Annotated in this window: 15 protein-coding genes; 10 read left to right on the plus strand and 5 right to left on the minus strand. The window is 74.3% G+C overall.

Annotation, left to right across the window (positions count from 1 at the left end):
* Positions 1-466: 466 nt before the first annotated feature.
* The 4 genes from ACZ7LY_RS17165 (at position 467) to ACZ7LY_RS17180 (ending at position 10376) form a co-directional block, all read left to right on the plus strand.
* Entirely contained in the window at positions 467-2515 is a 2049-nt protein-coding gene (locus tag ACZ7LY_RS17165) for a flotillin family protein (RefSeq protein WP_471625409.1), read from the plus strand.
* Positions 2516-2688: 173 nt separating this feature from the next.
* On the plus strand, positions 2689-8031 hold the full coding sequence (locus ACZ7LY_RS17170) for a DNA repair ATPase (protein WP_471625410.1): 5343 nt from the start codon (positions 2689-2691) through the stop codon (positions 8029-8031).
* A gap of 176 nt (positions 8032-8207) precedes the next feature.
* A complete protein-coding gene (locus tag ACZ7LY_RS17175; protein ID WP_471625411.1) occupies positions 8208-9320 on the plus strand; it encodes a PucR family transcriptional regulator in 1113 nt (370 codons plus the stop codon).
* 90 nt (positions 9321-9410) lie between these two features.
* Complete coding sequence (locus ACZ7LY_RS17180) at positions 9411-10376, plus strand: hypothetical protein (RefSeq protein ID WP_471625412.1); 966 nt, start codon at positions 9411-9413, stop codon at positions 10374-10376.
* A 31-nt stretch (positions 10377-10407) separates the two neighbouring features.
* On the opposite strand, the gene ACZ7LY_RS17185 is transcribed toward ACZ7LY_RS17180, so the two are convergent.
* Both ACZ7LY_RS17185 and ACZ7LY_RS17190 read right to left on the minus strand, forming a co-directional pair.
* On the minus strand, positions 10408-11463 hold the full coding sequence (locus ACZ7LY_RS17185; protein ID WP_471625413.1) for a lipoate--protein ligase family protein: 1056 nt from the start codon (positions 11461-11463) through the stop codon (positions 10408-10410).
* 151 nt (positions 11464-11614) lie between these two features.
* Positions 11615-11941, minus strand: coding sequence for a hypothetical protein (locus ACZ7LY_RS17190; RefSeq protein WP_471625414.1), 327 nt, complete (start codon positions 11939-11941; stop codon positions 11615-11617).
* Between the two features lie 357 nt (positions 11942-12298).
* Between ACZ7LY_RS17190 and ACZ7LY_RS17195 the strand changes: the two genes are divergently transcribed.
* From ACZ7LY_RS17195 to ACZ7LY_RS17220, 6 genes are all read left to right on the plus strand, one after another.
* Complete coding sequence (locus tag ACZ7LY_RS17195) at positions 12299-13357, plus strand: LacI family DNA-binding transcriptional regulator (RefSeq protein ID WP_471625415.1); 1059 nt, start codon at positions 12299-12301, stop codon at positions 13355-13357.
* Between the two features lie 121 nt (positions 13358-13478).
* A complete protein-coding gene (locus ACZ7LY_RS17200; protein WP_471625416.1) occupies positions 13479-14795 on the plus strand; it encodes an extracellular solute-binding protein in 1317 nt (438 codons plus the stop codon).
* Positions 14792-15781, plus strand: coding sequence for a carbohydrate ABC transporter permease (locus tag ACZ7LY_RS17205; protein WP_471625417.1), 990 nt, complete (start codon positions 14792-14794; stop codon positions 15779-15781). Before ACZ7LY_RS17200 ends, ACZ7LY_RS17205 begins: the two co-directional genes overlap by 4 nt.
* Positions 15778-16614: a carbohydrate ABC transporter permease gene (locus ACZ7LY_RS17210; RefSeq protein WP_471625418.1), complete on the plus strand. Its 837-nt coding sequence runs from the start codon at positions 15778-15780 to the stop codon at positions 16612-16614. Before ACZ7LY_RS17205 ends, ACZ7LY_RS17210 begins: the two co-directional genes overlap by 4 nt.
* Before the next feature lie 51 nt (positions 16615-16665).
* The gene (locus ACZ7LY_RS17215) at positions 16666-18897 is read left to right on the plus strand and encodes a beta-glucosidase (RefSeq protein ID WP_471625419.1); all 2232 of its coding nucleotides are present in this window, start codon (positions 16666-16668) and stop codon (positions 18895-18897) included.
* A 600-nt stretch (positions 18898-19497) separates the two neighbouring features.
* Positions 19498-20031 (plus strand): hypothetical protein, encoded by a 534-nt coding sequence (locus tag ACZ7LY_RS17220; RefSeq protein WP_471625420.1) that lies wholly within the window; start codon positions 19498-19500, stop codon positions 20029-20031.
* A gap of 19 nt (positions 20032-20050) precedes the next feature.
* Here the strand turns inward: ACZ7LY_RS17220 and ACZ7LY_RS17225 are convergent, their stop codons facing one another.
* From ACZ7LY_RS17225 to ACZ7LY_RS17235, 3 genes are all read right to left on the minus strand, one after another.
* On the minus strand, positions 20051-21106 hold the full coding sequence (locus tag ACZ7LY_RS17225) for a nucleotide-binding protein (protein WP_471625421.1): 1056 nt from the start codon (positions 21104-21106) through the stop codon (positions 20051-20053).
* Between the two features lie 308 nt (positions 21107-21414).
* Positions 21415-24789, minus strand: a complete 3375-nt coding sequence (locus ACZ7LY_RS17230; RefSeq protein WP_471625422.1) for an SAV_2336 N-terminal domain-related protein — start codon at positions 24787-24789, stop codon at positions 21415-21417.
* The gene (locus ACZ7LY_RS17235; RefSeq protein ID WP_471625423.1) at positions 24786-25760 is read right to left on the minus strand and encodes an AAA family ATPase; all 975 of its coding nucleotides are present in this window, start codon (positions 25758-25760) and stop codon (positions 24786-24788) included. Before ACZ7LY_RS17235 ends, ACZ7LY_RS17230 begins: the two co-directional genes overlap by 4 nt.
* Between the last annotated feature and the right edge of the window lie 42 nt (positions 25761-25802).

Raw genomic sequence — 25802 nt, forward strand, 5'->3', positions numbered from 1 at the left:
TGCGGCGGCCACGGCCCGCACGAGCCTCCAGACGCCCCTGCGACGCATGGATGGCCTGAGCCCCGAGGCTCCAGAGGCCCTCGCGCGTCGCACGGACCGCCTGAGCCCCACGGACCGCCTGAGCCCCACGGACCGCCTGAGCCCCACGGGCCGCCCGATCCCCACGGGCCGCCTGAGCGCTACAGGCCGCCCCCGCGCCGGGCGCCCCACCGGCACGGGCCGCGCCCCGGGGCTGACCTTCGCCGTCGGTGCAGGCCGCACCCCGAGCACGCCCCATGCCCGCAGTGCCGTCCGTCCCCTTGACGGCCCCCACGGCCCTCACGGCCTCAACGCCCCTGACGAACCCGGCGCGGCCCGGCGCCGTCCCGCGTAACGGCGCCCTCCGGCGCCGCCCCGTTCTCCTCGTCGCTCGCGCGCTCCGCGCGCCCTGCGCGCCCTTCTCCATCCGGATCCCGAGGACTTCACCATGGATGCCACCACCGTGGGCATCGGCGTGTCCGTCGCCGCCGCCCTCCTCGTCATCGTCGTAACTCTGCTCGTGTTCACCCGCCTGTTCCGCAAGGTCGAGCAGGGCAAGGCGCTCATCGTCTCCAAGATGCGCAAGGTCGATGTGACGTTCACCGGGCAGATCGTGCTGCCCGTGCTGCACAAGGCCGAGATCATGGACATCTCGGTGAAGACCATCGACATCACGCGGACCGGCCGCGACGGGCTGATCTGCAAGGACAACATCCGCGCCGACATCCGCATCTCGTTCTTCGTGAAGGTCAACAAGACCGTCGACGATGTGATCCGGGTCGCGCAGAACGTCGGCACGCAGCGCGCCAGCGACCAGAAGACGCTCCAAGAACTGTTCCACGCGAAGTTCTCCGAGGCGCTCAAGACCGTGGGCAAGCAGCTCGACTTCACCGACCTCTACACCAAGCGTGAGGAACTGCGGTACCGGATCATCGAGGTCATCGGCGTCGACCTCAACGGGTACCACCTGGAGGACGCGGCGATCGACTACCTGGAGCAGACGCCGCTCAGCCAGCTCGACCCGAACAACGTCCTCGACGCCCAGGGCATCCGCAAGATCACCGAGTTGACGACCGTCGAGCACGTGCGCACCAACGAGTTCCAGCGCACGGAGGAGAAGGAGATCACGCGGCAGAACGTCGACGCCCGCGAGACCATCCTGGAGCTGGAGCGCCGGCAGGCGGACGCCGAGATCAAGCAGAAGCGCGAGATCGACACCGTACGCGCGCGTGAGGAGGCCGAGACGGCGCGCGTGGTGGAGGAGGAGCGGCTGCGGGCGCAGGGCGCGTTCCTCGCCACCGAGGAGAAGCTCGGCGTGCAGCGCGAGAACCAGGCGCGCGAGGTGGCCGTCGCCCAGAAGAACCGTGAGCGGGTCATCGCCGTCGAGAACGAGCGCATCGAGAAGGACCGCCTCCTCGAAGTCATCGCCCGCGACCGGGAGACCGAACTGACCCGCATCGCCGCCGAGAAGGAGGTCGAGGCGGAGCGCCGCGAGATCGCCGAGGTCATCCGCGAGCGGGTCGCCGTGGACCGTACGGTCGCCGAGCAGGAGGAGTCCATCAAGAAGCTGCGCGCGGTCGAGGAGGCAGAGCGCGGACGGCAGACCGTCGTCATCGCCGCCGAGGCCGAGGCGCAGGAGAAGCTGGTCAAGGACATCAAGGCGGCGGAGGCCGCCGAGCAGGCCGCCACGCACCGCGCCGCCGAGCAGCTCACCATGGCGCAGGCCCAGTTGCAGGCGGCCGACCTTCAGGCGCAGGCCAAGCGGAAGCTCGCCGACGGCATCCGCGCGGAGAGCGCCGCGCCCGGCCTCGCCGACATCGAGGTGCGCGACAGGGAAGCCGAGGTCATCGAGAAGACCGGCCGTGCCGAGGCCGAGGCCACCGAGGCGCGGCTGCGCGCCGAGGCGGAGGGCGAGCGGGCCAAGGCGCTCGCGCAGGCCACGGCCATCGGGGAGAAGCTGAAGGCGGAAGCCGAAGGCATCGCGAAGAAGGCCGCCGCGATGGCCGCCCTCGACGAGGCGTCGCGCGGTCACGAGGAGTACCGGCTGCGCCTGGAGGCGGAGAAGGACATCCGGCTCGCGGGCCTCGACGTGCAGCGGCAGGTCGCCGAGGCGCAGGCCACCGTGCTCGCCACCGGTCTGGAGAACGCGGACATCAACATCGTCGGCGGCGAGTCCGTCTTCTTCGACCGGCTCATGTCCTCGATCGCGCTCGGCAAGAGCGTCGACGGTTTCGTGCAGAACTCCCGCACAGCCCAGCAACTCGCGGGCCCCTGGCTCGACGGCACGGCCAGTTTCACCGACGACCTGACGGCCGTCCTCAGCTCGGTCTCCACCGCCGACATGCAGAACCTGACCGTCTCCGCGCTGCTCATGAAGCTCATGAAGGGCGGCGGCGACCAGGCCGCGCAGGTACGGGAACTGCTGGACAAGGCCGGTCAGCTGGGACTCGCCGACCTGCCGCTGACCTCACTGAACGGCTCGGCCGCACACGCCTGAGCCAGCACCGGGACCGGCCGGGGACACCGTACGGGGGTCGGTGGCCCCGGCCGCACCTTCCTCACCCCTCTTCTTCCCCCGCCTCCTCTCGTCGCCGCCCCGGGCCCTCTTCCGGGACGGTGGCGAGGACACCGCCGAGATCGCGCGCACGACCGGAAGGACGCTGGACGACGATGGCTACGGGCACGGACTCCCGGGACGAGGTCACCGGCAACAACCCAGTCACCGGCAACGACCAGGCGACGGGCAACGACCAAGCCTCGGGCAACGACCAGGCCACGGGCGCCCCCGAGCCCACCGGCACCTACGAATTGCTGCGCGACCGACTTTTTCGGCAAGCCCGGGAACTCGGCGCCGGTGCCCAGGCGTTGAACCAGCGACGGATCACCGAGTTCGCCTCCGAGCAGTTGCGTCTGACGGGCAGCGACCGGTTGCGCACGGACACCCCCGGCACCGCGCGCGACCTCGTCGCCGTCGCCGGACATCTGCTCGTCGGCTTCGAGCCGGCTACCGCCGCGGGCGCCGACACCCGCGTCGGGGACGTGCTCGCGCTCTACGACCGGGACCTCACGGCGCTCCCCGACAGCGCCGTCCCCGGGCTGCTCGACGACCCGGAGCTCGTCCGCGAGTTCACCGCCCTGCACCGCTACTACGCCGACGCCCGCCTGCTGAGCCTGCGGCTCGCCGACGGCAAGCTGCTCGCCGTCTTCCGCACCGGCGAGCGCGCCGCCGACATCCGCGTGCTGCGCTGGTCGCTGTCCGCCGACGGCACCGTGCGCTTCCTCGACGCACGCGGCGACCGCGACCTGACCGAACCACCCGCCCACGACCTGACCTGGCAGAGCGTCGGCCGCGAACACCACGTCCTCGGCCGCCGCCCGCACATCGCCGTCGACGACACCTTGTACGTGTCCACCGCCGGCGGCACCCTCACCTTCAAGACCGACGACGACACCGAGACCGACGACGCGCTCCACCGCGAGCCCGTCGACGAGCCGTTGCAGGCCCTCGCGGACGCCGAGGTCGCCTACGCCCGCCTCGGCGCGCTCCTGCTGCTGCGCGTCCGCCCCTACAAGGAGGAGACCGACCGCTACTTCGTCCACTCCACCCTCACCCACGACCTCGTACGCCTCGACGCGATCGGGCAGGCCGGGCGGGTGCTGCCCGACCGGCAGGGCATCGTCTTCCCCGGCGGCTACTGCCTCGCCGACGGCACGCACAAGACGTTCGACGCCGTCGACACCAGCGGCCTGCGGTACGCGCGCACCGTGCGCTCACCCAACGGCGAGGACATCCTGTACGTCTTCCACGACCCGGCCGAACAGCGCGAACTGCTGCTGCCGTACAACCTCATCCGGAAGGAGATCGACGCCCCGCTCACCTGCCACGGGCACGCACTCTTCGACGACGGCACGCTCCTGCTGCTGCGCGGCGCCGAGAGCGACGGGCCCGGCCGGGCCCACCTCGTGCAGCGCTACGGGTCGCCGTTCGTCAGTGACGTGCACGCCGCCGCCCGGCCCGTGGGCGACGGACCGCTCGCCCGCATCGGCAACGCCGACCTCGTCCGCGGCATCTCCGACTGCCTCGCCCTCGTCCGCGCCGCCACCACGACCACCCCGACCGGCGAGGGGTACGCCGCGCTCCTCGACGGCTGCGTCCGCGCCGCCGACACCCACCCCTGGCTCGCCGACCCCGACACCGGCGACCTCGCCGAGCCGCTGGGGCGGATGCGGGCGACGGCCGAGCAGATCGTCACCGAGTTCGCCACCGTGCGCGAGCTGACCGCGCAGGCCGCCCGGCGGCTGGACGAGGCCGCCGACCGCGTCACCGGAGTCGTGCGGCGGCTGCGGGGCGAGATGCCGCGCGGGCCGGGGGAGTGGGTCAGCGGGCTCACCGAACTGCGGCACGCGCAGGGGCATCTGCTCACGCTCAAGGACGTCCGGTACGCCGACACCGCGCGCATCGACGCCCTCGACGCGCAGGCCGCCGCCGACCTCGCCGACTTCGGACGGCGCGCCGTCGCCTTCCTCGCCCGCCCCGACGCCTTCGCACCCCAGCTCGACGAGGCCCGCCGGCTCACCGAGCAGTGCGCCGCGCTGGCCTCCACCGCCGAGGCCGACACCGTCGCCCAGCGGCTCACCGCGCTCGCCGACTCCCTGCGCACCGTCACCGATGTCGTCGGCGCCCTCGACATCGCCGACGCCACCGTGCGCACCGCCGTCCTCGAACATGTCGCGGAAGCCCTCGGCGCCGTCAACCGGGCCCGCGCCACCCTCGACGCCCGCCGCCGCGCCCTGCTGGACGACGAGGGCCGCGCCGCGTTCGCCGCCGAGAGCGCGTTGCTCGGGCAGGCTGTCGCCGGGGCCCTAGCCGCCGCCGACACCCCCGACGCCTGCGACGACCAGCTCGCCCGCCTCCTCGTCCAGGTGGAAGACCTCCAGTCGCGGTTCGCCGAGCACGACGACTTCCTCCAGCGGCTCGAAGCCCGCCGCGCCGAGATCCACGAGACGTTCACCGCCCGCAAACAAACGCTCGCCGACGCCCGCGCCCGGCGCGCCGACCAGCTCGCCGCGTCCGGGGGCAGGGTCCTCGACACCCTCGCCCGGCGCGCCGCCGCCCTGCCCGACGCGGACGCCGTCGCCGTGTTCTTCACGTCCGACCCGATGGTCGCCAAGGTCCGTGCCGTCACCGGCGAACTGCGCGAACTCGGCGCCCAGGTACGGGCCGAGGACCTCACCGCGCGGCTCACCGCGGCCCGCCAGGAAGCCACCCGCGCGCTCCGCGACCGCGCCGACCTCTACGACGCCGACGGCACCACCATCCGCCTCGGCCGGCACCGCTTCGCCGTCAACACACAGCCCCTCGACCTCACCCTCGTCCCCGACGGCGACGGCCTCGCCTTCACCCTCACCGGCACCGACTACCGCGCACCCGTCACCGACCCCGCCTTCGCCGACACCCGCCCCTTCTGGAACCAGCACCTCCCCTCCGAGAACGCCGACGTGTACCGCGCCGAACACCTCGCCGCGCGGCTGCTCCACGAGCACGGGTCCGCCGCGCTCGCCGCCGCCGACGACCTGCCCGGCCTCGTACGCCGGGCGGCGCAGGACGCGTACGACGAAGGGCACGAGCGCGGTGTCCACGACCACGACGCCACGCTCGTCCTGCGCGCGCTGCTGCGGCTGACCGCCGACGCGGGCGCGCTGCGGCACCTGCCCGCCGCCCGGGCCGCCGCCCAACTGTTCTGGGCGCACGGCACCACGCCCGCCCAGCGGCACGCCTGGCAGGCCCGCGCCGTCACCCTCGCCCGGGCCCGCGACACGTACGCCTCGGGCCCCGGCGCGAGCACCGCACCGGACGCGGCCCTCGCCGACCTCGAAGCGGAACTGGCCGCCGCCATCGCCACCCACCCGCACACCGGCACCGGCACCGGCAGCGGCACAGGGACGGCTACAGGTACGGGTACCAGCGTCCCCGGCCCTCGCGCCGAAACCGACACCGGCGCCCGCACGGCCGTCACCGCCAGCCCCCGTGCCGAAACCGGCACCCCCACGGCCGACACCGCCGGCCCCCGTACCGGCACCGACACCGCCACCCCCCGTACCGGCACCCCCGTACCCGCCCCCGGCGACCCCCGCCCCGCAGACCCCCGCCCCGGCGACCCCCGCCCCGGCGACGTCATCGGAGACGACAGCAGGCGGGCCGCCGCCTATCTCGTCGATGAACTCACCGCGCCGCACGGCGGTTTCGTGCTGCCCGAGTCGACGCGCGCGTTCCTCGACAAGTTCCGGCACAGCGAGGGCAGTGCCGCGTACGACGAAGGGGTCGCCGCGCTCGGCGACGATCTCGGCGCCCGGCTGCGCGTCACGCACGCCTGGCTGGGCGCCCACGCGGCCGCGCACGGCACCCCGCTCGACGACGGTGACCTCGCCGAGGCCGTCGCCGCCGCCCTCTGCCCGGACCTGCCGCGTTACCCGAGTGCCGCGCCCGTCACCGTCACCGTGGAGGGCCTGCTCGGCGACCATCCGCGCATCGGGCGCGACGGCACGCTCACGGTGCGCGTGGACGAGTTCCTGGCCCGCACGCGCGCGTTCCGCACCCGGACCGTGCCCGCGTTCCGCGCCTACCAGCAGCGCCGCGGCGCGCTCATGGCCGCCGAGCGCGAGCGGCTGCGGCTGCCCGAACTGCGGCCCCGCGCCCTCGCCTCGTTCGTGCGCGGGCGGCTCGTCGACGAGGTGTACCTGCCGCTCGTCGGCGACAGCCTCGCCCGCCAGATCGGCACCGCCGACGCCTCCCGCCGTGCCGACACCTCCGGACTGCTGCTGCTCCTGTCGCCGCCCGGTTACGGCAAGACGACCCTCGTCGAGTACGTCGCCCAGCGCCTCGGCCTGCTCCTCGTCAAGATCGACGGCCCGGCCCTCGGCCACGGCGTCACCTCGCTCGACCCCGACCGGGCCCCGGACGCGGCCTCCCGGCGCGAGGTCGAGAAGATCAACTTCGCGCTCGCGGCCGGCAACAACACCCTGCTCCACCTCGACGACATCCAGCACACGTCGCCCGAACTGCTCCAGCGGTTCATCCCGTTGTGCGATGCGACCCGCCGGATCGACGGCGTCGTCGACGGGGAGGCCCGGACGTTCTCGCTGCGCGGCAAGCGGTTCGCCGTATGCATGGCCGGCAACCCCTACACCGAGTCAGGCACCCGCTTCCGCGTCCCCGACATGCTCGCCAACCGCGCCGACGTGTGGAACCTCGGCGACGTCCTCACCGGCAAGGAAGCCGCCTTCGCCCTCAGTTTCGTCGAAAACGCGCTCACCTCGCACCCCGACCTCGCGCCCCTCGCCGGCCGCTCCCGCACCGACCTCGACCTGCTCGTCCGGCTCGCCGCCGCCGACCCGACCGCCCGCCCCGCCGACCTCGAACACCCCTACAGCCAGGCCGAACTGGGCCGCGTCACCGCCGTCCTGCGCCATCTGCTCGCCGCCCGCGACACGGTCCTCGCGGTCAACGCCGCCTATATCGCCTCCGCGGGCCAGAGTGACGCGACCCGTACCGAACCGCCGTTCCGCCTCCAAGGCTCGTACCGCGACATGAACAAGATCGCCCAGCGCCTCGACGCGGCCATGGACGACAGCGAACGCGCCGCCGTCATCGACGACCACTACCGCGCCGAGGCCCAGACCCTGACCACCGGCGCCGAGGCCGCCCTGCTGCGCCTCGCGGAGCTGCGCGGCACCCTCGACGCCGGGCAGGCCGCCCGTTGGAGCGCCCTCAAGAGCGCGTACGTACGCCATCAGGCGCTCGGCGGCGCCGACGAGGACCCCGCCGTGCGGGCCGTCGCCGCGCTCGGGCTGCTGGCGGACCGCGCGGCCGGCATCGAGGCCGCCCTCACCCGCCGCCCCGGCCGTGCTCCCGGTCCCGGTCCCGGCCCCGCCCCCGCGCAGGCGCCCGCCCCCGCCCAGTCGCCCGCCCCCGCCCAGACGCCTGGCCACGGGCCGGGCCCGGCCCCTGGGTGACGCCCCGGCCACGGCACCGACGCCGGGTGCGGGCAGTGACGTAATACGGCATCGAAGATGCGCGGAAGTTGCCGGAAGGGGGCAATGTGGGCGGCCGGGCGCCCCGCGATGATGCGGACGGGAGCCGTCCACGCGCTCCGCCGCCACACTCACACCCCGGGGCGCCACCGACCGACATGAACCCGCACCGCCCTTCCGCCGAGCGCCCCGCCGCCCCCGGCGCGGACCCGCACCGCGCCGACGACCCCTGCGCGCGCTACCTCGACGGCTACGCCGAACTGCTCCGCGACGCCGCCGCGACCGGCCGCCGTCTCACCCGCGACGAACGCGACGCGCGCCGCGCCCTCGGCGAACGCGCCGCCGAGGCCGGGCTCGGCCTGCGCGACCTCGTCGCCGCGCATCTGCGCGCCACCCGCGCCCAGCGCCCCGCCCGCACCGCCGGGCCGGGCGCGGTCCTGGACGTCGCCGCGCAGGCCGTGGACGCGTTCGCCGAGGGCCACGAGCGCGCCCTGCGCAACGCCGTGCGCCAACAGGAGGCCGCGCGCCGCGAGTTCATCGACGACCTGCTGCACGGGCGCGGCGACCTCGGCCGCATCGCGGAGCGCGCCGAACGGTTCGGGCTGCGCCTGTCCCACGCGCACGTCGTCGCCGTGGCGCGCGGCGCCGGACCGTACGAGGACGGCGACCGGGTGCCGCGCGCCGTCGAACACGCCCTGACCGCACGCTTCGGCGACCGCGACATCCTCCTCGCCACCAAGGACGGCCGCCTGGTCTGCGTCGCGCCCGGCGACCAGGACGAGGTCCTCGCCCACTTCGCCCGGCACGCGGGCGCGGCCACGGACGGCGGCCAGGTCGCCGTGGGCCGCCCCCAGCCGGGGCCCGGGGGCGTCGTCCAGTCCTACGAGGAAGCCGTCGGCGTCCTCGATCTCGCGGACCGGCTCGGACTCGACGCGCCCGTCCTGCACGCCACCGACCTGCTCGTCTACCCCGTGCTCACCCGCGACCGGCAGGCGATGGAGGACCTGGTGCGCAGCGTCCTCGGCCCGTTGCGCGAGGCCCGCGGCGGCGCCCGCCCCCTCCTCGACACGCTCGCCGTGTACTTCGACTCCGGCTGCGTCGCCGCCGAAGCCGCCCGCAGGCTGGCGCTGAGCGTGCGCGCGACGACGTACCGCCTCGACCGCATCCACCGGCTGACCGGCGCCGATCCCGCCGACCCCGACCACCGCTACACCCTCCAGACGGCCGTCATCGGCGCTCGCCTCCTCGACTGGCCCGACCGCCCGTTGTGACCCGGCCGGGCCCCTGCCCGAACGTTCCTGCCCGCTCCGGCGTCGAAGGGGCGTACGCACGGGCGGCCGTGCGAGGGAGGCGGGGGACGGATGCGTGGACGCGGGGCGGGAATCGCGGTGGTGTGCGGAGTGCTCGGCGCGCTGCTGGCCGGATGCGGCGCGGGCGGTGAGCCGGTGCCGGACGGCCTGGTGCTCAAGGGGTCACCGGCCGCGCGCGCCGGATACCGGGGGCCGTTGAAGGCGTCCACCCCGGCCTGGGCCGGGCGCGAGGGGCCGCTCGCCGGCGGGGGAGCGGCCCTGCGCGCGCTCGCCTGTACGGGGAAGCCGTACGCGGCGGGCGGCGCCGACCGGGGCCTGTACGGCGGCGGGCACGCCTCGCCCGACGCGGCGCTCGCGGCCGTCGCCGGCGCGGACACAGGGGAGGACTTCGCCGGCACCATGCCCCCGCGCGGCTACCGCGCCGAGCGCCGCACCGGCAAGCGCGTCCTGTACGGGTACGAGGTCGAAGGCCGGGCCCGCGCCACGGTGGTCGTCGTCAAGAACGCGGCGGGGGAGGGAGGTTGGACGGTGGAGACGTCCGCGCAGTGCGATCCGTCCGAGTTCGCGCGCGCCGCCCGCGAACGGCTCGGCGTACGCGTCTGGTCGGACCGGTCGGGGCGGCCCGTGCCCCTCGCGGAGGTGTCCAGCACGTTCGGGCCCGCGCACTGCGACTGGCGTTCGGTGGAGTTCCTGACCCTCGGCTCGGGCCCCGGCGCCGCACGCCTCGGCCGGCAGTTCTACGGCGACCCGCGCGGCGAACTGGCCGGTCTCGCCACCCTGACCGGCACCTACGCGCGCGATGTGCCGCTGCCGCGCGATGCGGTCGACACCGGGTACCGGCAGGGCGGGCGGGAGCTGTGGCTCGCGCGTGACAAGCGCGTCGCGTACGTGCGGAGTGGCGGCGGGCACGGCGGGCACGGGGGTCACGGCGGGCACGGGGGTCACGGCGGGCACGGCGGGCGTGACGGGCACGTCGAGCGCTGGCCGGGGAGCAGCAGTTCCGTCGCCTGCAAGTAGGCCGCCGCGGCTCGGTGGGGGAGGGGGTCCGTCAGGGGACGCGGGCCGTCCACTCCTGCGTACCGAACTTCGTGCGGACCAGTTCCTCGGCGCGGGCCATCTCCGCGTCGGTGACCGCGCCTTCCGTCAGCCCGTACCGGCCGCGGAACGACTCGATCATGCGGGCGATGACCTCCTCGCGCGGCAGGCCCGTCTGGCGGCGCAGCGGGTCGACGCGCTTCTTGGCGCTCTTCGTGCCCTTGTCCGACAGCTTCTCGCGGCCGATGCGCAGCACCTCGACCATCTTGTCCGCGTCGATGTCGTAGGACATGGTCACGTGGTGCAGCACCGCGCCCTGCCCGGCGACGACCCGCTTCTGCGCGGCGCCCGCGACCTTGCCGACCTCGGTGGCGATGTCGTTGAGCGGCTGGTACCACGCCTTGATGCCCATGTCGGCGAGCGCGCCGAGCACCCAGTCGTCCAGATAGGCGTACGAGTCCTGGAAGGAGAGCCCCGAGACGAGGGACTCGGGCACGGCCAGTGAGTACGTGATCGTCGACTTCGGCTCGGCGAACATCGCGCCGCCGCCGGAGATGCGGCGCACCACGGTCACGCCGTGCCGCTCGACGCCCTCGGGGTCCACCTCGTTGCGCAGGGACTGGAAGCTGCCGATGATGACGGCGGGCCGGTCCCACTCCCACACGCGCAGCGTCGGCGGGCGGCGGCCGAGCGCGACCTCCTCCGTCATCACCTCGTCCAGCGCCATGTGCAGGACGGGCGACTGCGGCGCGTCGTGGATGAGCTGCCAGTCGTAGTCCCGCCAGTCCGTCGCCTGCGCCACCGCGCGGCGCACGGCCGTCGCCACGCCCTCCGCGCTCAGGCCCAGCATCACCGTGCCCGGGGGCAGGGCCGCCTCGACGCGGGCGGCCAGCGTCGCCGTGTCGGCGCCGGCGGGCGCGCCCTCCAGCGACGCGTTGATCGCCTGGAGCGCGTCGTCCGGCTCCAGGAAGAAGTCGCCCGCCACGCGTACGCCGCGCAGTACGCCGCCCGCCACGTCCACGTCCGCGACGACGAGCTTGCCGCCGGGGATCTTGTACTCGCCGTGCACTGTGTCGCCTTCCGCCAGTTCAGCCCGGGTGTCTCCCGCGAGGTCAACGCTAGCGGCAAGGCGGACATTCCGGGTGTGGGGGACTCCGTCGAGGGCGGGGGTTGGCTTACGGGGTTGGTTCTTGCGCGGGCGGTTCTTATGCGGGCGGTTCTTACGGGGTTCGCTCTATGGAGGGGCCGTGCTTGGCGAGCTTGCCGAGTTCGACTTTGGCGGCGTCGATGTCGACCTCGCATCCCTTCGGCATGTGGGCGGCGTCGGTCGCGCAGGCGGACGGGTCGATCGACGGCTTGGCGGACGTGCCGTCCGCGGCTTCGGCTCCGGGGTGCTTGTCCTTCGGGGCGGACGTGGAATTCGTAGCCGGTCTGCCGTGGGAGGCGTCCGGGGTGTCCGGGGTGTCCGGGGTGGACGAGCAGGCGGTCGTGGCGCCCAGGGCGCAGAGGAGGAGAGCGGTGGTCGCGGTGGCGGTACGGATGCGCATGGTGGGCCCCCTGGTGTGCGGGCCGCCCCCCCTGGCGGGCCCCTCGACCGGGTGAATCTATCGCCTGGGGGGCGGGGGTGTGCGGAGGAATTGTGGAGGGTTCTCCCGGGTGGGGCTGGGGGTGGGCGGCTGCCCCGGGTGGTTGTTTGTTGTGTGCGGGTGGGGTGTGGCTGGTCGCGCCGTTCCTCGCGCCCCTGGCGGGGCTGGGGCGTTCCTCGCGCCCCTGGCGGGGCTGGGGCGTTCCTCGCGCCCCTGGCGGGGCTGGGGTGGGGGTGGGGGTTGACCTGGGTGGGGGTTTCGGCGTGTGCTACCGGTTCCGGAAGGCGTCCGGAGGCTTTCGGTACGGAGGTGGGGAACGTGGCCCGGGAAGTCACTCGGCGCAAGGCCGCAGCAGGGGGCCCGGACGGGCCGGGCAAGGTGACGATCACCGAGATCGCGCGGGAGGCCGGCGTCTCCGTACCGACCGTGTCGCGGGTGGTGAACGGACGCTCGGACGTCTCGCCGACGACCCGGGCCCGCGTCGAGGACCTGCTGCACCGGCACGGCTACCGGCGCCGCCCCGCAGCGCCCGGCGACCGCGCCGCCCTGCTCGACCTCGTCTTCAACGACCTGGACAGCCCCTGGGCCGTCGAGATCATCCGGGGCGTCGAGGAGGTCGCCCACGAGGCCGGCGTCGGCACGGTCGTCTCCGCGATCCACGACCGCGCGGGCGCCGCCCGTCAGTGGATGACCAATCTGCGGGCCCGCGCCTCCGACGGCGTGATCCTCGTGACGTCCGTCCTGGAGGTCGGCCTGCACGACGAACTGCGGCGCCTGGGCGTGCCGTTGGTCGTCGTGGACCCGGCCGGCGCTCCCGCGGGCGAGGCGCCGACCGTGGGCGCCACCAACTGGGCGGGCGGCATGGCGGCGACCGAGCACCTGCTCAGCCTCGGCCACCGCAGGATCGGCTTCATCGAGGGGCCGCCCCGGCTGCTGTGCTCGCGGGCCCGCCTGGACGGCTACCGGGCCGCGCTCGACGCCGCCGCGGTCCCCGTCGACAACGCGCTCATCGTGCCCGGCGACTTCTACCACGCCTCCGGATTCACCGGCTGCAACCGCCTGTTGGAGCTGCCCGAGCCGCCGACCGCCCTCTTCGCGGCCAGCGACCAGATGGCGCTCGGCGCGATCGAGGCGCTGCGCCGCCGGGGGCTGCGCGTGCCGGAGGACATGAGCGTGGTCGGCTTCGACGATCTGCCCGAGGTCCGCTGGAGCGCCCCGCCGCTGACGACGGTCCGTCAGCCACTGGCCGACATGGGCAAGTTGGCGGCGCGCTCGGTCCTCGATCTGGCACGCGCGGTGCAACCCGCTTCGCCGCGCGTGGAGTTGGCGACCGAGCTGGTGGTACGGGCGAGCACGGCGGCGCCGCGCGAGGCGTAGCGGACCGGCCCCGGGGGTGTCGACGGCCTTTTCTGTCAGGGCCGTTGACACCCCCTTCGCATGTCCGTAACTTCCGAGGCCGTTCACCGAAATATTTCGGAACACTTCCGGAAGGTGTGCCATGCCGTCCTTCGAACGAGCCGCCGCCCCGCACGCCCCGTCCCGCCGCCGCTTCCTCCAGGCGGCCTCCGCCGCGGGCCTCGGCGCGGCCGGGCTCTCCGCCTGCTCGGGCTCCGGGTCCGCCACCACCGACAGCAAGGGCAGGACCGTCGTGGAGTGGTGGCACATCCAGACCACCGAGCCCTCCAAGACCGTCTGGCCCGAGCGGGCGCGAGCGTTCGAGGCCGCGCACCCGGACGTACGGATCAAGATCGTGCCGCTGGAGAACGACGCGTACAAGGCGAAACTGACGGCCCTGACCAGTTCCGGAAAACTGCCGGACATCTTCCACACCTGGGGTGGCGGCGTCCTGCGCCAGCAGATCGACGCGGGTCTCGTCGAAGACCTCACCCCGCACGTCGGCGCGCTCGACGCCTCCCTCGTCCCCGTCTCCCTCAAGGCGTACCGCTTCGACGGCAGGACGTACGGCGTCCCCTTCGACATCGGCGCCGTCGGCTTCTGGTACAACAAGGCGCTGTTCGCCCGCGCCGGCGTCAAGGCCCCGCCCGCCACCTGGGCCGACTTCCTCGACGCCGTCCGCGCCCTCAAGCGCGCCGGGATCACGCCCCTCGCCCTCGCCGGCAAGGAGAAATGGCCCGGCATGTACTACTGGGCCTACCTCGCCATGCGCATCGCCGGCGTCGACGCCATGCAGAAGGCCGCCGACGCCAAGGACTTCACCGGCGACGCCTTCGTCCGCGCGGGCCGCCACCTGAAGGAGCTGGTCGCGCTCCAGCCGTTCCAGAAGGGCTTCCTCGGCGCCGCCTACTCCAGCCCCGACGGCCAGGCCGCCACCATGGGCAACGGCAAGGCCGCCATGGAACTCATGGGCCAGTGGGCGCCCTCCGTCGAGTCCGACGCGGGCAAGGGCATCGGCAAGGACCTCGGCTTCTTCCCCTTCCCCGGCGTCGCAGGCGGCAAAGGCGCCCGGAGCGACATCTTCGGCGGCGGCAACGGCTACGCCGTCCGCAAGGGCGCCCCCAAGGCCGCCATCGACTTCCTCACCTTCTTCGTCTCCACGGCCTCCGACCGCGTCCTCGTCTCCAAGGGCGCCATGATGCCCGTCGCCAAGGCCGCCACCGACGCCCTCACCGACCCCAACCTGCGGTCCGTCTCCGACGCGCTCGGCAAGGCCACCGGCTTCCAGCTCTACCTCGACCAGGCGTACCCGCCGGCACTCGGCCAGGAGATCAACGACTCGGTCGCCGCGCTCATCGCCGGCTCCAAGTCGCCCGAGCAGGTCACCCGTTCCGTCACCCAGGTGGCGAAGTCCCAGTGACGAGGACGGCCACCCCGTACGCCACCGCGCGCGCGACGAGCACCGCCGCGCCACCGGCGCCCACCGCGTCCCGCAGGCGGCGCCGGGCCCGCGACCTGCTCACCGCCTACGCCTTCACCCTGCCCGCGCTCGTCCTGTTCGGCGCGCTGGTCCTCGTCCCGATCCTGTACGCCCTGTACGTCTCCCTCTTCAACTGGGGCGGTTTCGGGGCCCCTTCGGACTACACCGGACTCGGCAACTACAGCCGGCTGCTGCGCGACCCCGTCTTCCTCGGCGACCTCACACGCGGCGCGCTGCTCGTCGCGTTCTCCGTCGGGCTGCAACTGCCGTTCGCCCTCGCCATGGCCGTCCTGCTCAACCAGCGGCTGCGCGGACGCGCCCTGTACCGCGCCCTGTTCTTCGCGCCGTACGTCCTTTCCGAAGTCATCACCGGCGTCCTCTTCTCCATGATCTTCGCGCCGCAGGACGGTCTCGCCGACCACGTCCTCGGCGCCGTGGGACTCGACGGGCTCGGCGGCCTGTGGTTCGCCGACCAGCGGCACGTCCTGCCGACCCTGTTCCTCGTCATGACCTGGAAGTACTTCGGCTTCCACATGATGCTGCACCTCGCCGGACTGCAAGGCGTCCCCGCCGAACTCCACGAAGCCGCCCGCATCGACGGCGCCGGACCCTGGCAGCGCTTCCGCCACATCACCCTGCCGCTGCTCGCCCCCACCCTGCGCGTCAGCGCGTTCCTCTCCGTGATCGGCGCCATCCAGCTCTTCGACCTGGTCTGGGTCGTCACCCAGGGCGGCCCCGACCACCACTCCGAGACGATGGCCGTCACCCTCTTCCAGTACGGGTTCAAGCGGTACGAGATCGGCTACGCCAGCGCCCTCAGCATCGCTCTGTTCCTCATCAGCCTCGTCTTCGGAATCGTCTACCAGCGCGCCGTGCTGCGCCGCGACACCGAAGGAGCCCTCACCACCATGCGAGCCGCCCGATGAGCGCGGGCCCGCGCCGCCGCCTGCGCTCCCTGCCCCTGTACGTGACCGTGTGGCTCGTCGGCGCCGTCATGGTCACCCCGCTGCTCTACGCGGTCGTCTCCGGGTTCAAGACCACCGACCAGCTCTCCGCCGACCCCCTCGGCCTGCCCTCGCCGTGGGTCACCTCCCATTACACCGACGTGCTCGCCTCCGGCGCGTTCTGGCGCATGCTCGGCTCCTCCACGCTCATCGCCCTCGGTACGGCCCTGCTCACCGTCGGAGCCGCCGCGCTCGCCGCCTATCCGCTCGCCCGGTTCGCCTTCCGTGGGCGGGAGTTGCTGTTCACCCTGTTCACGATGGGGCTGATGTTCCCGTTCGCGGTGGCGATCCTTCCGCTGTTCGTCCTCCTGCGCACCTTCGGGCTGCTCGACAACCCGTGGGGCGTGATCCTGCCGCAAGCCGCGTTCGGACTGCCGATGACCCTCGTCATCCTGCGCGGCTTCTTCCGCGAGATCCCCGGCGAACTGGAGGAGGCCGCCACCCTCGACGGCTGCACCCCGTTCGGCTTCTTCTGGCGCGTCCTGCTGCCCATGGCGCGCCCCGCGCTCGGCACCGTCTCCATCCTCTCCGTCGTCGGGAGCTGGAACAACTTCCTGCTCCCGCTCCTGGTGTTCAGCGACCAGACGTGGTGGACGATCCCCGTCGGCGTCCAGCAGTTCCAGGGCCAGTACGCCACCGACGTCGCCCGCGTCTTCGCCTACCTCGTCCTCGCCATGGTGCCCGCCCTGGCCTTCTACGCCGTCGCCGAAAGGCAGTTGATCGGCGGCATCACCCTCGGCGCCACCAAGGGCTGACCGTGTGCCCCGCACCGACTCCCCGTACCCGCAGCGCACTTGAGGAGATCCATGGCCGAGCCCTGGCAGGACACCACCCTGCCCGCCCACGTCCGGGCGGCGGACCTGCTCGCCCGGATGACCCCGCAGGAGAAGACCGCCCAGCTCACCAGCGTCTGGCTCGGCGCCGACACCGAAGGCGCCGATGTCGCCCCCGGCCAGCACGACTTCGCCTCCCGCAGTGCCGCCCTCGACGCGCTGCTGCCGTACGGCCTCGGCCAGCTCACCCGGCCCTACGGCACCGCGCCCGTCGCCCCCGCCGAGGGCGCCGCCCGCCTCGCCGGCATCCAGCGCGCCGTCCGCGCGGGCAACCGGTTCGGGCTGCCCGCCCTCGTCCACGAGGAGTGCCTGACCGGGTTCACCGCCTGGCAGGCCACCGTCTTCCCGACCCCGCTCGCCTGGGGCGCCACCTTCGACCCCGGCCTGATCGAGCGGATGGCCGCGGGCATCGGCGCCTCGATGCGGGCCGCCGGCGTCCACCAGGGGCTCGCGCCCGTCCTCGACGTCGTACGCGATCCGCGCTGGGGCCGCACCGAGGAGACCATCGGCGAGGACCCCCACCTCGTCGCCACCGTCGCCACCGCGTACGTACGGGGACTGCAGTCGGCCGGGATCGTCGCCACCCTCAAGCACTTCGCCGGGTACGCGGCCTCGCGCGCCGCCCGCAACCACGCTCCGGCGCCGATCGGACCGCGCGAACTCGCCGACGTCGTCCTGCCGCCGTTCGAGATGGCGGTCCGCGAGGGCGGCGCCCGGTCCGTCATGCCCGCCTACAACGACATCGACGGCCTGCCCGCCCACGCCCACACCGCGCTGCTGACGCGGGTGCTGCGCGAGGAGTGGGGGTTCACCGGCACCGTCGTCTCCGACTACTTCGGCATCTCCCTGCTCGAAGAGGCCCACAAGGTCGCCGCCGACGCGCGGGCCGCCGCCGGGATCGCCCTCGAAGCGGGCGTCGACGTCGAACTGCCCACCGCCCGCTGCTACGACCCCGCGCATCCGCTGCCCGCCGGGCCGCTCGACCGGGCCGCGCTGCGCGTCCTCACGCAGAAGTGCGAACTGGGGCTCCTCGACCCCGACTGGGAGCCGCCCGCGCCCACCGGCGCCGTCGACCTCGACCCGCCGCACCTGCGGGAGCTGGCCCGTGAGGTCGCCGAGGAGTCCGTCGTCCTCGCCGCCAACGACTCCGGGGTGCTGCCCCTGCCCGGCGGCGCGCGCATCCGCGTACGCGGACAACTCGCCGACGAGCAGGCCGCCATGCTCGGCTGCTACACCTTCCCCCGGCACGTCGGCGTCGACCATCCCGGGCTGCCGCTGGGCGTCGACGTGCCGACGTTCGCCGAGGCGCTGCGGGCGGAGTTCCCCGGCGCCAGGTTCGTCGACGACGACGCGGACGCCGACGTGTGCGTGGCCGTCGTCGGGGACCGCTCCGGCCTGTTCGGACGCGGCTCGTCCGGCGAGGGCTGCGACGCGCCCGACCTCGAACTCCCCTATGAACAAGGGGCGTTGCTGGACGAGGTGCTGGCAGGCCCGGTGCCGGTCGTGCTGGTGGTCCTCAGCGGGCGGCCGTACGCGCTCGGGCGGTGGGCCGAGCGGGCCGCCGCCGTCGTCCAGGCGTTCTTCCCCGGGCAGGAGGGCGGGGCGGCCGTCGCCGGGGTGCTCTCCGGGCGCGTCGAACCGTCCGGGCGGCTGCCCGTCGCCGTACCGCGTGAGCCCGGCGGGCAGCCCGCGCCCTATCTCGTGCCGCCGCTCGGACAGCATGGGCAGGCCAGTTCGGTGGACCCGACGCCGCTGTACCCGTTCGGGCACGGGCTGTCCTATACGACGTTCACGTGGGACGCGCCGAGGTGTGACGTGCCGGACATGACGGCCGACGGGGAGGTGGAGGTGAGCATGACGGTACGCAATCGCGGGGCGCGGGCCGGTACGGAGGTCGTGCAGATGTACCTCCATGACCCCGTGGGCTCGGTCGCCCGGCCCGAGATGCGGCTCATCGGGTACGCGCGGGTGCGGTTGGACGCGGGGGCGTCGGCGCGGGTCGACATGAGGGTGCCGGCGGATCTCGCGGCCTACACCGGGGCCGACGGGCAGCGCGTCGTGGACCCGGGGGACCTCGAACTCCGGCTCTGCGCTTCCAGCGGGCGGGTCGTCCATGTGGTGGCGGTACGGGTTCGCGGGGCGGGGCGGGTTGTTGGGGGCGGGCGTCGCATGTGGGGGCACTTCAGCGTTTCGGCAACGGGGTGATCGCGGGCCGGCCTCTGGTCGTCGTCGTTCACCTGCGGCCCGGTGGTGGCTGGTCGCGCAGTTCCCCGCGCCCCTTACGGGGCTGCCACCTGGGCTTGTCGTTCACCTTCGCCGGGCGGTGGGCTGGCCGCGCAGTTCCCCGCGCCCCTTCGGGGCACGATCGTGCGTTGTTTTCTGCGGGTGCGTGGGGCTTCTCGCGCAGTTCCCCGCGCCCCTGAGGGAGCGGGGCTTCGCCCCAGCTCCCCAGGAGGAGGGTGCGACGTAGTCGCCCCTCCAGGGGCGCGGGGAACTGCGCGAGCAACCACGACGAGAGTCGAGGAGACCCACCGGCAGAACCACCCACTCACCCGGGGGCGCGGGGAACTGCGCGACTAGCCACGACGAGAGTCGAGGGTGTCCACCGGCCGGAGCCACCCACTCACCCCAGGGGCGCGGGGAACTGCGCGATCAGCCGCGACGAGAGCAGAGGGGGTCCGCCGGCGGAGGCACTCGTTCACACCCAGGGGCACTGGAACCGCCCCGCGCCGCCCGCTCACCCTGGCGCCCGGGGGATCGGATACCCTGCCCGTTCACCCCATGGCATGTACACCAAGAGGAGCTATGTCCAGGAAGCGGAGTCCGGTGCTCGCCGGACTGACGATCGTGCTGGCGGCCGTGCTGATGGCCTGCGGCACCACCCCGGACACCACCGACCCCCCACACCCCGGCGCGAGAAACGGCTCGGCGACCAGCCAGAACACCGACCGGCACCCGGACGAGCCCACCAAGGTGACGGGCCTGCGCGACACCGTCCGCCACGTCACCCGCCGCACCACCCGCTCCCGCCGCCCCCACCTGGTGAGGACCTGCACGACAACGAACCGCAAGGTCAGGCACACCAAGCGCACCCACGGCCGCACCCGCACCTGGTACAGCACCGAACACCGCCGCCACTGCGCGAAGAAGCGCCACGGCACCGAGACGTACCGCCGTGTCATCCGCAGGGAACGCTGGTGCGTGCGCCTCGACGACGTGGGCGGCCACAAGGGCGCCGACGACGTCTGGTTCCGCGTCCGCCCCGCCGATTACAGCCGCGTCCACGGCGCCGACGACCACGCCCGCGTCAGCGTGGAACCCCTGGCGAAGGGCTGCTGAGCCCGACCGCCCCGCGCGCTCAGCGCCCCCGTACCGCCCGCCGCAGCGCCTCCGCCGCCAGCCGCCGCGCCGCCCGCCGCGTGCCCGTGGCGACGAGGTCGTCACGGATCGGGCCGCCGGCCGCGAGGTGCCGGTCGTACGGGAGATGGACCACGCCGACGCCGGTCTCCCGTACGTGCGCGGCCGCCGACGCCAGGTCCAGGTTCTGGTCGGGCGCGGCGGAGGTGAGCGCGACGACCGTGGAGGACAGCGCCGCGTGCGGCAGCCCCGCCAGCCAGTCGAGGACGACGCGCGTGCCGCCGACGCCCTCCACGGTCATCGGCGCGACCACGATCCGGGCGTGCGCGGTGTCCATCGCCGTACGCGCCACCTCGCCCGGCAGCGTCTCGCAGTCCGCGACGGTCACCGCGAAGTGGCGGCGCAGCCCGAGCGTGACGGTCCGGTAGGTGCGTACGTCCAGTGGCGGCCCGACCCGCCCCTGGCTCGCGGGCAGCAGCCAGCCGCCGTCCGGCAACGGCACCAAGTAGCCCGTGATGTCCAGCAGATGCATCTTCGGCGTGAGGATGCGGGCCAGGTCCGCGCACGACCAGCGCACCGACTCCGCGCCCATCCGCACCGCGAGCGTCCCGAGCGCCGCGTCCGCCTCCAGCGCCAACACCGGGTCCTGGCGCGCCTGTTGTAGCGCCCTGGCGACCAGCGCGGCGGCCGTCGTCTTCCCGACGCCGCCCCGGATGGACGTCACCGCGACGACCCGCCCGATCCCGACCGGCTGCCGCAACTCCCTTACGAGGGTGCTCTCTTCGCCCTCGCCGTGCGCGACCGGTGCGAGCCGCAGCAGGGACCGTCCGGTGCGCCGGGCCACCGAGTCGCCGTGCACCGCCTTCCCGGCCGCCCCCGCCAGCCGGGGATCCACGGTCGCCACCGGCTCCGGCGCCGGGAACACGGGCGCCGCCGCCTCCGCCCGCCGCGCCACATCCGCCCCCTGAGCCCCCCGCGCCCCCGCGAACGGCGCGGGCGGCTCCGGCAGCCGAACAGCGGGCGGTGGCCCGACCACCCCCGGCGGCTCACTCGGCATCGGCGGCACCACGACCGCCCCGGACGCGGCAGTCCCCGTACCGGACGACCAGGCAGTCCCCGTACCGGCCCCGGCTATCGGCAGGTCGGGCGACCCGCCCGGCGATCCGGGCGGACCGGATGGCCCGGCGGACCCGGACGGGCCCCCGGCGGTGCCGTCCGCGGCGCTCACCATGCCCACGGGCCCGTCGCCGACCCCGCCACCACGCCGTCCCTCATCCTCAGCCCCCGAACCGTTCTGTCTGCGCGGACACGTACGTCCCGTGGCGCACCGGCCGCGGGACGCAAAAGACTAACCCGCGGCCCCGCTCACCCCGGACCCAGCAGCCGCGCCGCGAGCTGGGTGAACGCGGTGACCGTCTTGCGGCCGAGGCGGCGCAGCGCGGGGAACCCGGGGCCCGCGAAGGCCGGTTCGAAGGGGAGCAGCAGCCAGCGGTCCCGCGGCACTTCGAGCCGCCACGTCAGGGTCGCCTCGCTCGGGGCGCCAGGACCCTCGGTCTGCGAGACCACGACCAGCGCGCGGTCCACGAGGGTCCCGTGCCCGCGCTCGCGCAGCTCGTCGAGGAGTCTCGCGGCCGACCAGGTGGACTCCTCGTTCGTCGTGCAGCACACGACGAGCCGGTCCGTGAGTCCGAGCACCGGGTCCGCGCCCGAGTGCAGCCGCCGCCCGCCCCAGTCCGTGAGCAGCACCGGGTAGTAGGGCGCGGCGGCGGCGACGAGACGCGCGTACTGCATCGGATGCGTGGTGCTGGGTGCGAAGTGGCCGGGCCGGTGGGCGACGACCTCCAGGCCCGAGGGCAGCCGTGTCGTGCATGCGCGGATCTCCTCGTACGGGGCGCCGCCGGGCAGGGCGGCGATGTCGCGCAGTGTCGCCCGGTTGCGGTCGCCGGGCAGGTACTCGGCGAGCGAGCCGCGCTCGGGCGCCCCGTCGACCGCGAGCACCGGCTCGCCGCGCAGCACCGCGACGAGCGAGCCGAGCGCGACCGTCACCGTGGAGCGGCCGCTGTAGGGGTGGGCGCCGATCAGGGTGACGCGCCGCGTGTACTGGCGCGGCGCGCACACCGTGCCGACCATCGCCTCGACGTTCCGGCCACGCCCGCGCCGGCGCAGCCTCGGCACCTCGGCGCTGTCGACGGGCGGCGCGTCCGTGCGGGGGACCGCCAACGGAACAGTGGTGGAAGGGACTTCACCAGCCAGGGGCTCGGTCGGGTTCTGCAGGGCGAGATAGCGGGCGAAGATGTCCTCGACCTCGCCCGCCGACGGCCGCCGCGCGGCATCTTCGGCCAGGCAGCGCAGCACCATGCGCCGCAGCGGCTCCCAGGTGTCGCCCCGCCACAGATGCATGCCGTCCGACAGGCCCGGCAGGCTGGACTGCCGTCTGCTGCCGACGAGTTGAAGCACCTCCCCGAGCGCCCGCACGTCGTCGGCCCGTGTCGGCCGGTGACCGGAACCCTCGTACGCGCCGTCGACGACACTGTCCGACACATCGCACAGGACGACGTTGCGGCGCAGCACCATGACGCTCTGCGCGCCGAACTCGCCGAGCACCACCCCGTCGAGATGGCAGGTGCTCACCGCGCTGGCGAGCTGATGGCCGACGGTGAGGGACTGGAGCGTGTCGAACGGGGTGGCGCCCGCCGCGAGCGCCCGGGTGAACAGGTCGGTCAGGCGCGGCGGTTGGGCGTTCGGCGCGTCGTCGTCGGCGAGCAGCTCCATGGCGAGCCAGGGCCGCCCGGCGTCGGTGCCCGTGCCGATGAGCCGGGGCGCGCACCGCCCTGCGAGCCGGGTGAGGACCTCCGCCTCGACCCGCAGCGCGGCCTCGCCGCCGGGCGGCCCGCCGGTGCGCGGGGTGCGCACGGCGAGCGGGTCGCCGTTCTCGTCGCGGGCCAGATACACCACCGTACGCACACCGCGCCTGCGCCCCACCAGGCGGTACGCGCCGAGCCTGCGCGGGTCGTCGGCGGCGAGCGGGGCCCAGTCGTCGGTGCGGTCGGTGTCCGGCGCGGCCGTGGCGGGGGAGGCGCCGGTGCCCGGTCCTGTGCCGACGCCGAAGCGGCGCAGCAGCCGCTGCTCGACCGTCGTGAAGGGGCGGTGCGCGGGCGGTACGACCGCCGAACCGTCGGGCTGTGCGAGCCAGGCGGGGAAGTCGGCGTTGCGGCCCGCCAGTTGTTCGAGCTGCCGCCCGATCCGGCGTCCTGTGCGCAGGAGTTCGGCGTGCGGCACGGCGTCCAGGAGCGCGGTGCGGGCCTCGTCGGTGAACTCGAACACCCGGTGCTTGGGCAGCGGATCGGTCTCGGGCGCGGGGTGCGGGCGCACCAGGCCGCCGAGGAACACCTCCGCCAGATGCGAGGTGCGGGCCTGCCACGGCACGGCCTGCTGCACGAGATGCATCACCGGCACGGACACGGGTGCGACGGCCGCCAGATGCGCGGCGAGCCGGTACGCCTCCGGGGTCGCGGAGTCCCGGAAGTGCTGCACGCTGTCCCGCCCCCGGGCCGCCCGCGCGGGCGTGTGCCGGGCGGGCGGCGCCAGCAGCGGCAGGTCGGCGCTGCCGCCGGGCGACGCGAGCAGCGCCGCCCACGCGCCGAGCGAACCGGCGGTCGGCTCCAGGACGGGGACGGGCGCGCGCTCGAAGCGGGCGAGGTCGGGCGGCAGCAGCGGGTCGGTGATCTCCCACGACGTGTTCGCGCCGCCGACCCGCCGCGTCGTGGCCCGCCAGCGCTCCGCCCGGATCCCGGAGGACTCCCACAGCGGCGGCGGCAGCGTGTGCAGCAGCGCGACCGGTCCGCGCCGCGCCCAGCGGTCCAGTACGGCGTGCAGGGCGCCGCCGCGCCACGCGGACCCCATGCCGTCGCTGACGACGAGGATCAGGGTGCGGCCCGAGTGGTCGAGCAGCGAGGCCGGTGAGACGGGCACGCCGCCTCGCTGGAACGGCCGGGTGTGCAGGTGCGGGCCGCCCGCCGCGCGGCTGTCGAGCCCGACCGTGCGCACGGAGGCGAACGCGCCGAGGCGCTGCATGAGCAGCTTGACCTCCGTCGCCACCTGGTGCCACAGCAGCATCGACAGGCCGTCGTCGACGACGAGGACGAGCCGCAGCCAGCGCTCCCGCGCGGGCCGCAGCACCGCGTCCGGGAGCCGGGACTCGGCGAGCGCCGCCGCCGTGCGCTCCTCGTCCACCTCGAAGCGGTGCGCGCTGTCCTGGCGCCGCCGCAGCGGCCGCAGCGACCGGCCGACCGCCAGCTGCTCGACCGCCGACCGGCTCTGCGGCACCCGCACCGGCCTGGCGGGCTTCTGCGCACCGCCCCCGGGCCGGTCACCGCCCCGCCCGCTGCGGCCGTCGCCCGTCCCGGCGCGCGGCGCCCGCAGATCGGGCGTCGGCAGCGCGGCGGCGTACAACTCGCCTTGCGTGTACGGGGATCGCGTCACCGGCGGCCGCTCGCCCGGCGGCGCATCCGGTCCGGGCGCGGGGCTCGGACGGGGCCCGGCGTCCTCGTCGGGCGGCGCCTCGGGCATCGCGTACGGGTGCAGCGGCGCCGCCTCCGTGGCCGGCAGCCGGGGCGCGAGCCAGAGCACGTCGAGGAGTTCCTGCGCGTCGAGATCGGCGCCGGACGCGGCGAGCACACGCAGCGCGGCGGCGATCCGCTCGCCCGCGCCGTGCCCGGAATCCGCGCCCGGCGCGGTCATACCGAGCCCGTCAACCGGTGCAGCACCGCTTCGAGGAGGCTGCGGGCGCCGACGTCCACACCGCCCTTGCGCAGGAACACGGCGTTGAGCAACTGGTCGGTGGCCAGCTCCTGCGCGGCCCGCCGGTCGAGGAACTGGGTGAGCAACTCATCGACCTGGGCGAGCTGTCCGGGCAGATGGGCCTCCACGATGGCCCGCAGCCGGTCCTCGTCCGGCACCGGCAGGTCGAGCCGGATGCAGCGGCGCAGGAACGCGGGCGGGAAGTCCCGCTCGCCGTTGCTCGTGATGACGACGACCGGGAACTCCGTGCACCGCACCCGTCCGTGACGTACCGTCACCACTTCGCGGTGGTCGGCGGTGTGCACCCGTACCTCGTCGGTGCCCTCGGGCAGCCGGACCAGTTCGGGGATCTCGAAGACGCCGTCCTCGAACACGGTCAGCAGGTCGTTGGGCAGGTCGATGTCGCCCTTGTCCATCTCGTCGATGAGCAGCGCGCGGGGCCGGTCGGCGGGCACGAGCGCGGTGCCGAGCGGCCCGAGCCGCACGAACGTACCGATGGACGGCTCCGCCTCGCCCCGGTCGCGGCTCAGCGACGTCTCGCGCAGCCGGCCGATCGCGTCGTACTGGTACAGCGCCTCCCGCACCGTGGAACGGGAGTTGACCGGCCAGCGCAGCAGCTCGCCGAGGCCCAGTTCGCTCGCCACGGCCCGCGCGAGCGAGGACTTGCCGGTGCCCGCGGGACCCGTCACGAGCAGCGGGCGGCGCAGATGCAGCGCCGCGTTGACCACGTCGGCGTGCTCCTGGCTGATCAGATACGGCTCGGGGCGCGCGGGCCCGCTCTCACCGCTCCCCTCGCCGGTCTGCTCGGCGGACGCGAAACCGCGCCAGGGCGGCGCGGGTGGCAGCGTCACCTCACGCGGCACGCCGTCGCCCTTGAACAGCCGCCATTCAGCGCCGGGTTGGTGGGTCATCGCGGATCGCGGTCCTTTCGTCGCACGGGCTGGACGGACACG

It is taken from the genome of Streptomyces sp. NPDC107550, assembly GCF_055639095.1.

Coding starts and splice junctions, on each gene's coding strand:
- ACZ7LY_RS17210 (WP_471625418.1), top strand. CDS start 15,778: ATGAGCGCGGGCCCGCGCCGCCGCCTGCGCTCCCTGCCCCTGTACGTG.
- ACZ7LY_RS17225 (WP_471625421.1), bottom strand. CDS start 21,106: ATGCCGAGTGAGCCGCCGGGGGTGGTCGGGCCACCGCCCGCTGTTCGG.
- ACZ7LY_RS17200 (WP_471625416.1), top strand. CDS start 13,479: ATGCCGTCCTTCGAACGAGCCGCCGCCCCGCACGCCCCGTCCCGCCGC.
- ACZ7LY_RS17180 (WP_471625412.1), top strand. CDS start 9,411: ATGCGTGGACGCGGGGCGGGAATCGCGGTGGTGTGCGGAGTGCTCGGC.
- ACZ7LY_RS17165 (WP_471625409.1), top strand. CDS start 467: ATGGATGCCACCACCGTGGGCATCGGCGTGTCCGTCGCCGCCGCCCTC.
- ACZ7LY_RS17170 (WP_471625410.1), top strand. CDS start 2,689: ATGGCTACGGGCACGGACTCCCGGGACGAGGTCACCGGCAACAACCCA.
- ACZ7LY_RS17215 (WP_471625419.1), top strand. CDS start 16,666: ATGGCCGAGCCCTGGCAGGACACCACCCTGCCCGCCCACGTCCGGGCG.
- ACZ7LY_RS17235 (WP_471625423.1), bottom strand. CDS start 25,760: ATGACCCACCAACCCGGCGCTGAATGGCGGCTGTTCAAGGGCGACGGC.
- ACZ7LY_RS17190 (WP_471625414.1), bottom strand. CDS start 11,941: ATGCGCATCCGTACCGCCACCGCGACCACCGCTCTCCTCCTCTGCGCC.
- ACZ7LY_RS17230 (WP_471625422.1), bottom strand. CDS start 24,789: ATGACCGCGCCGGGCGCGGATTCCGGGCACGGCGCGGGCGAGCGGATC.
- ACZ7LY_RS17175 (WP_471625411.1), top strand. CDS start 8,208: ATGAACCCGCACCGCCCTTCCGCCGAGCGCCCCGCCGCCCCCGGCGCG.
- ACZ7LY_RS17220 (WP_471625420.1), top strand. CDS start 19,498: ATGTCCAGGAAGCGGAGTCCGGTGCTCGCCGGACTGACGATCGTGCTG.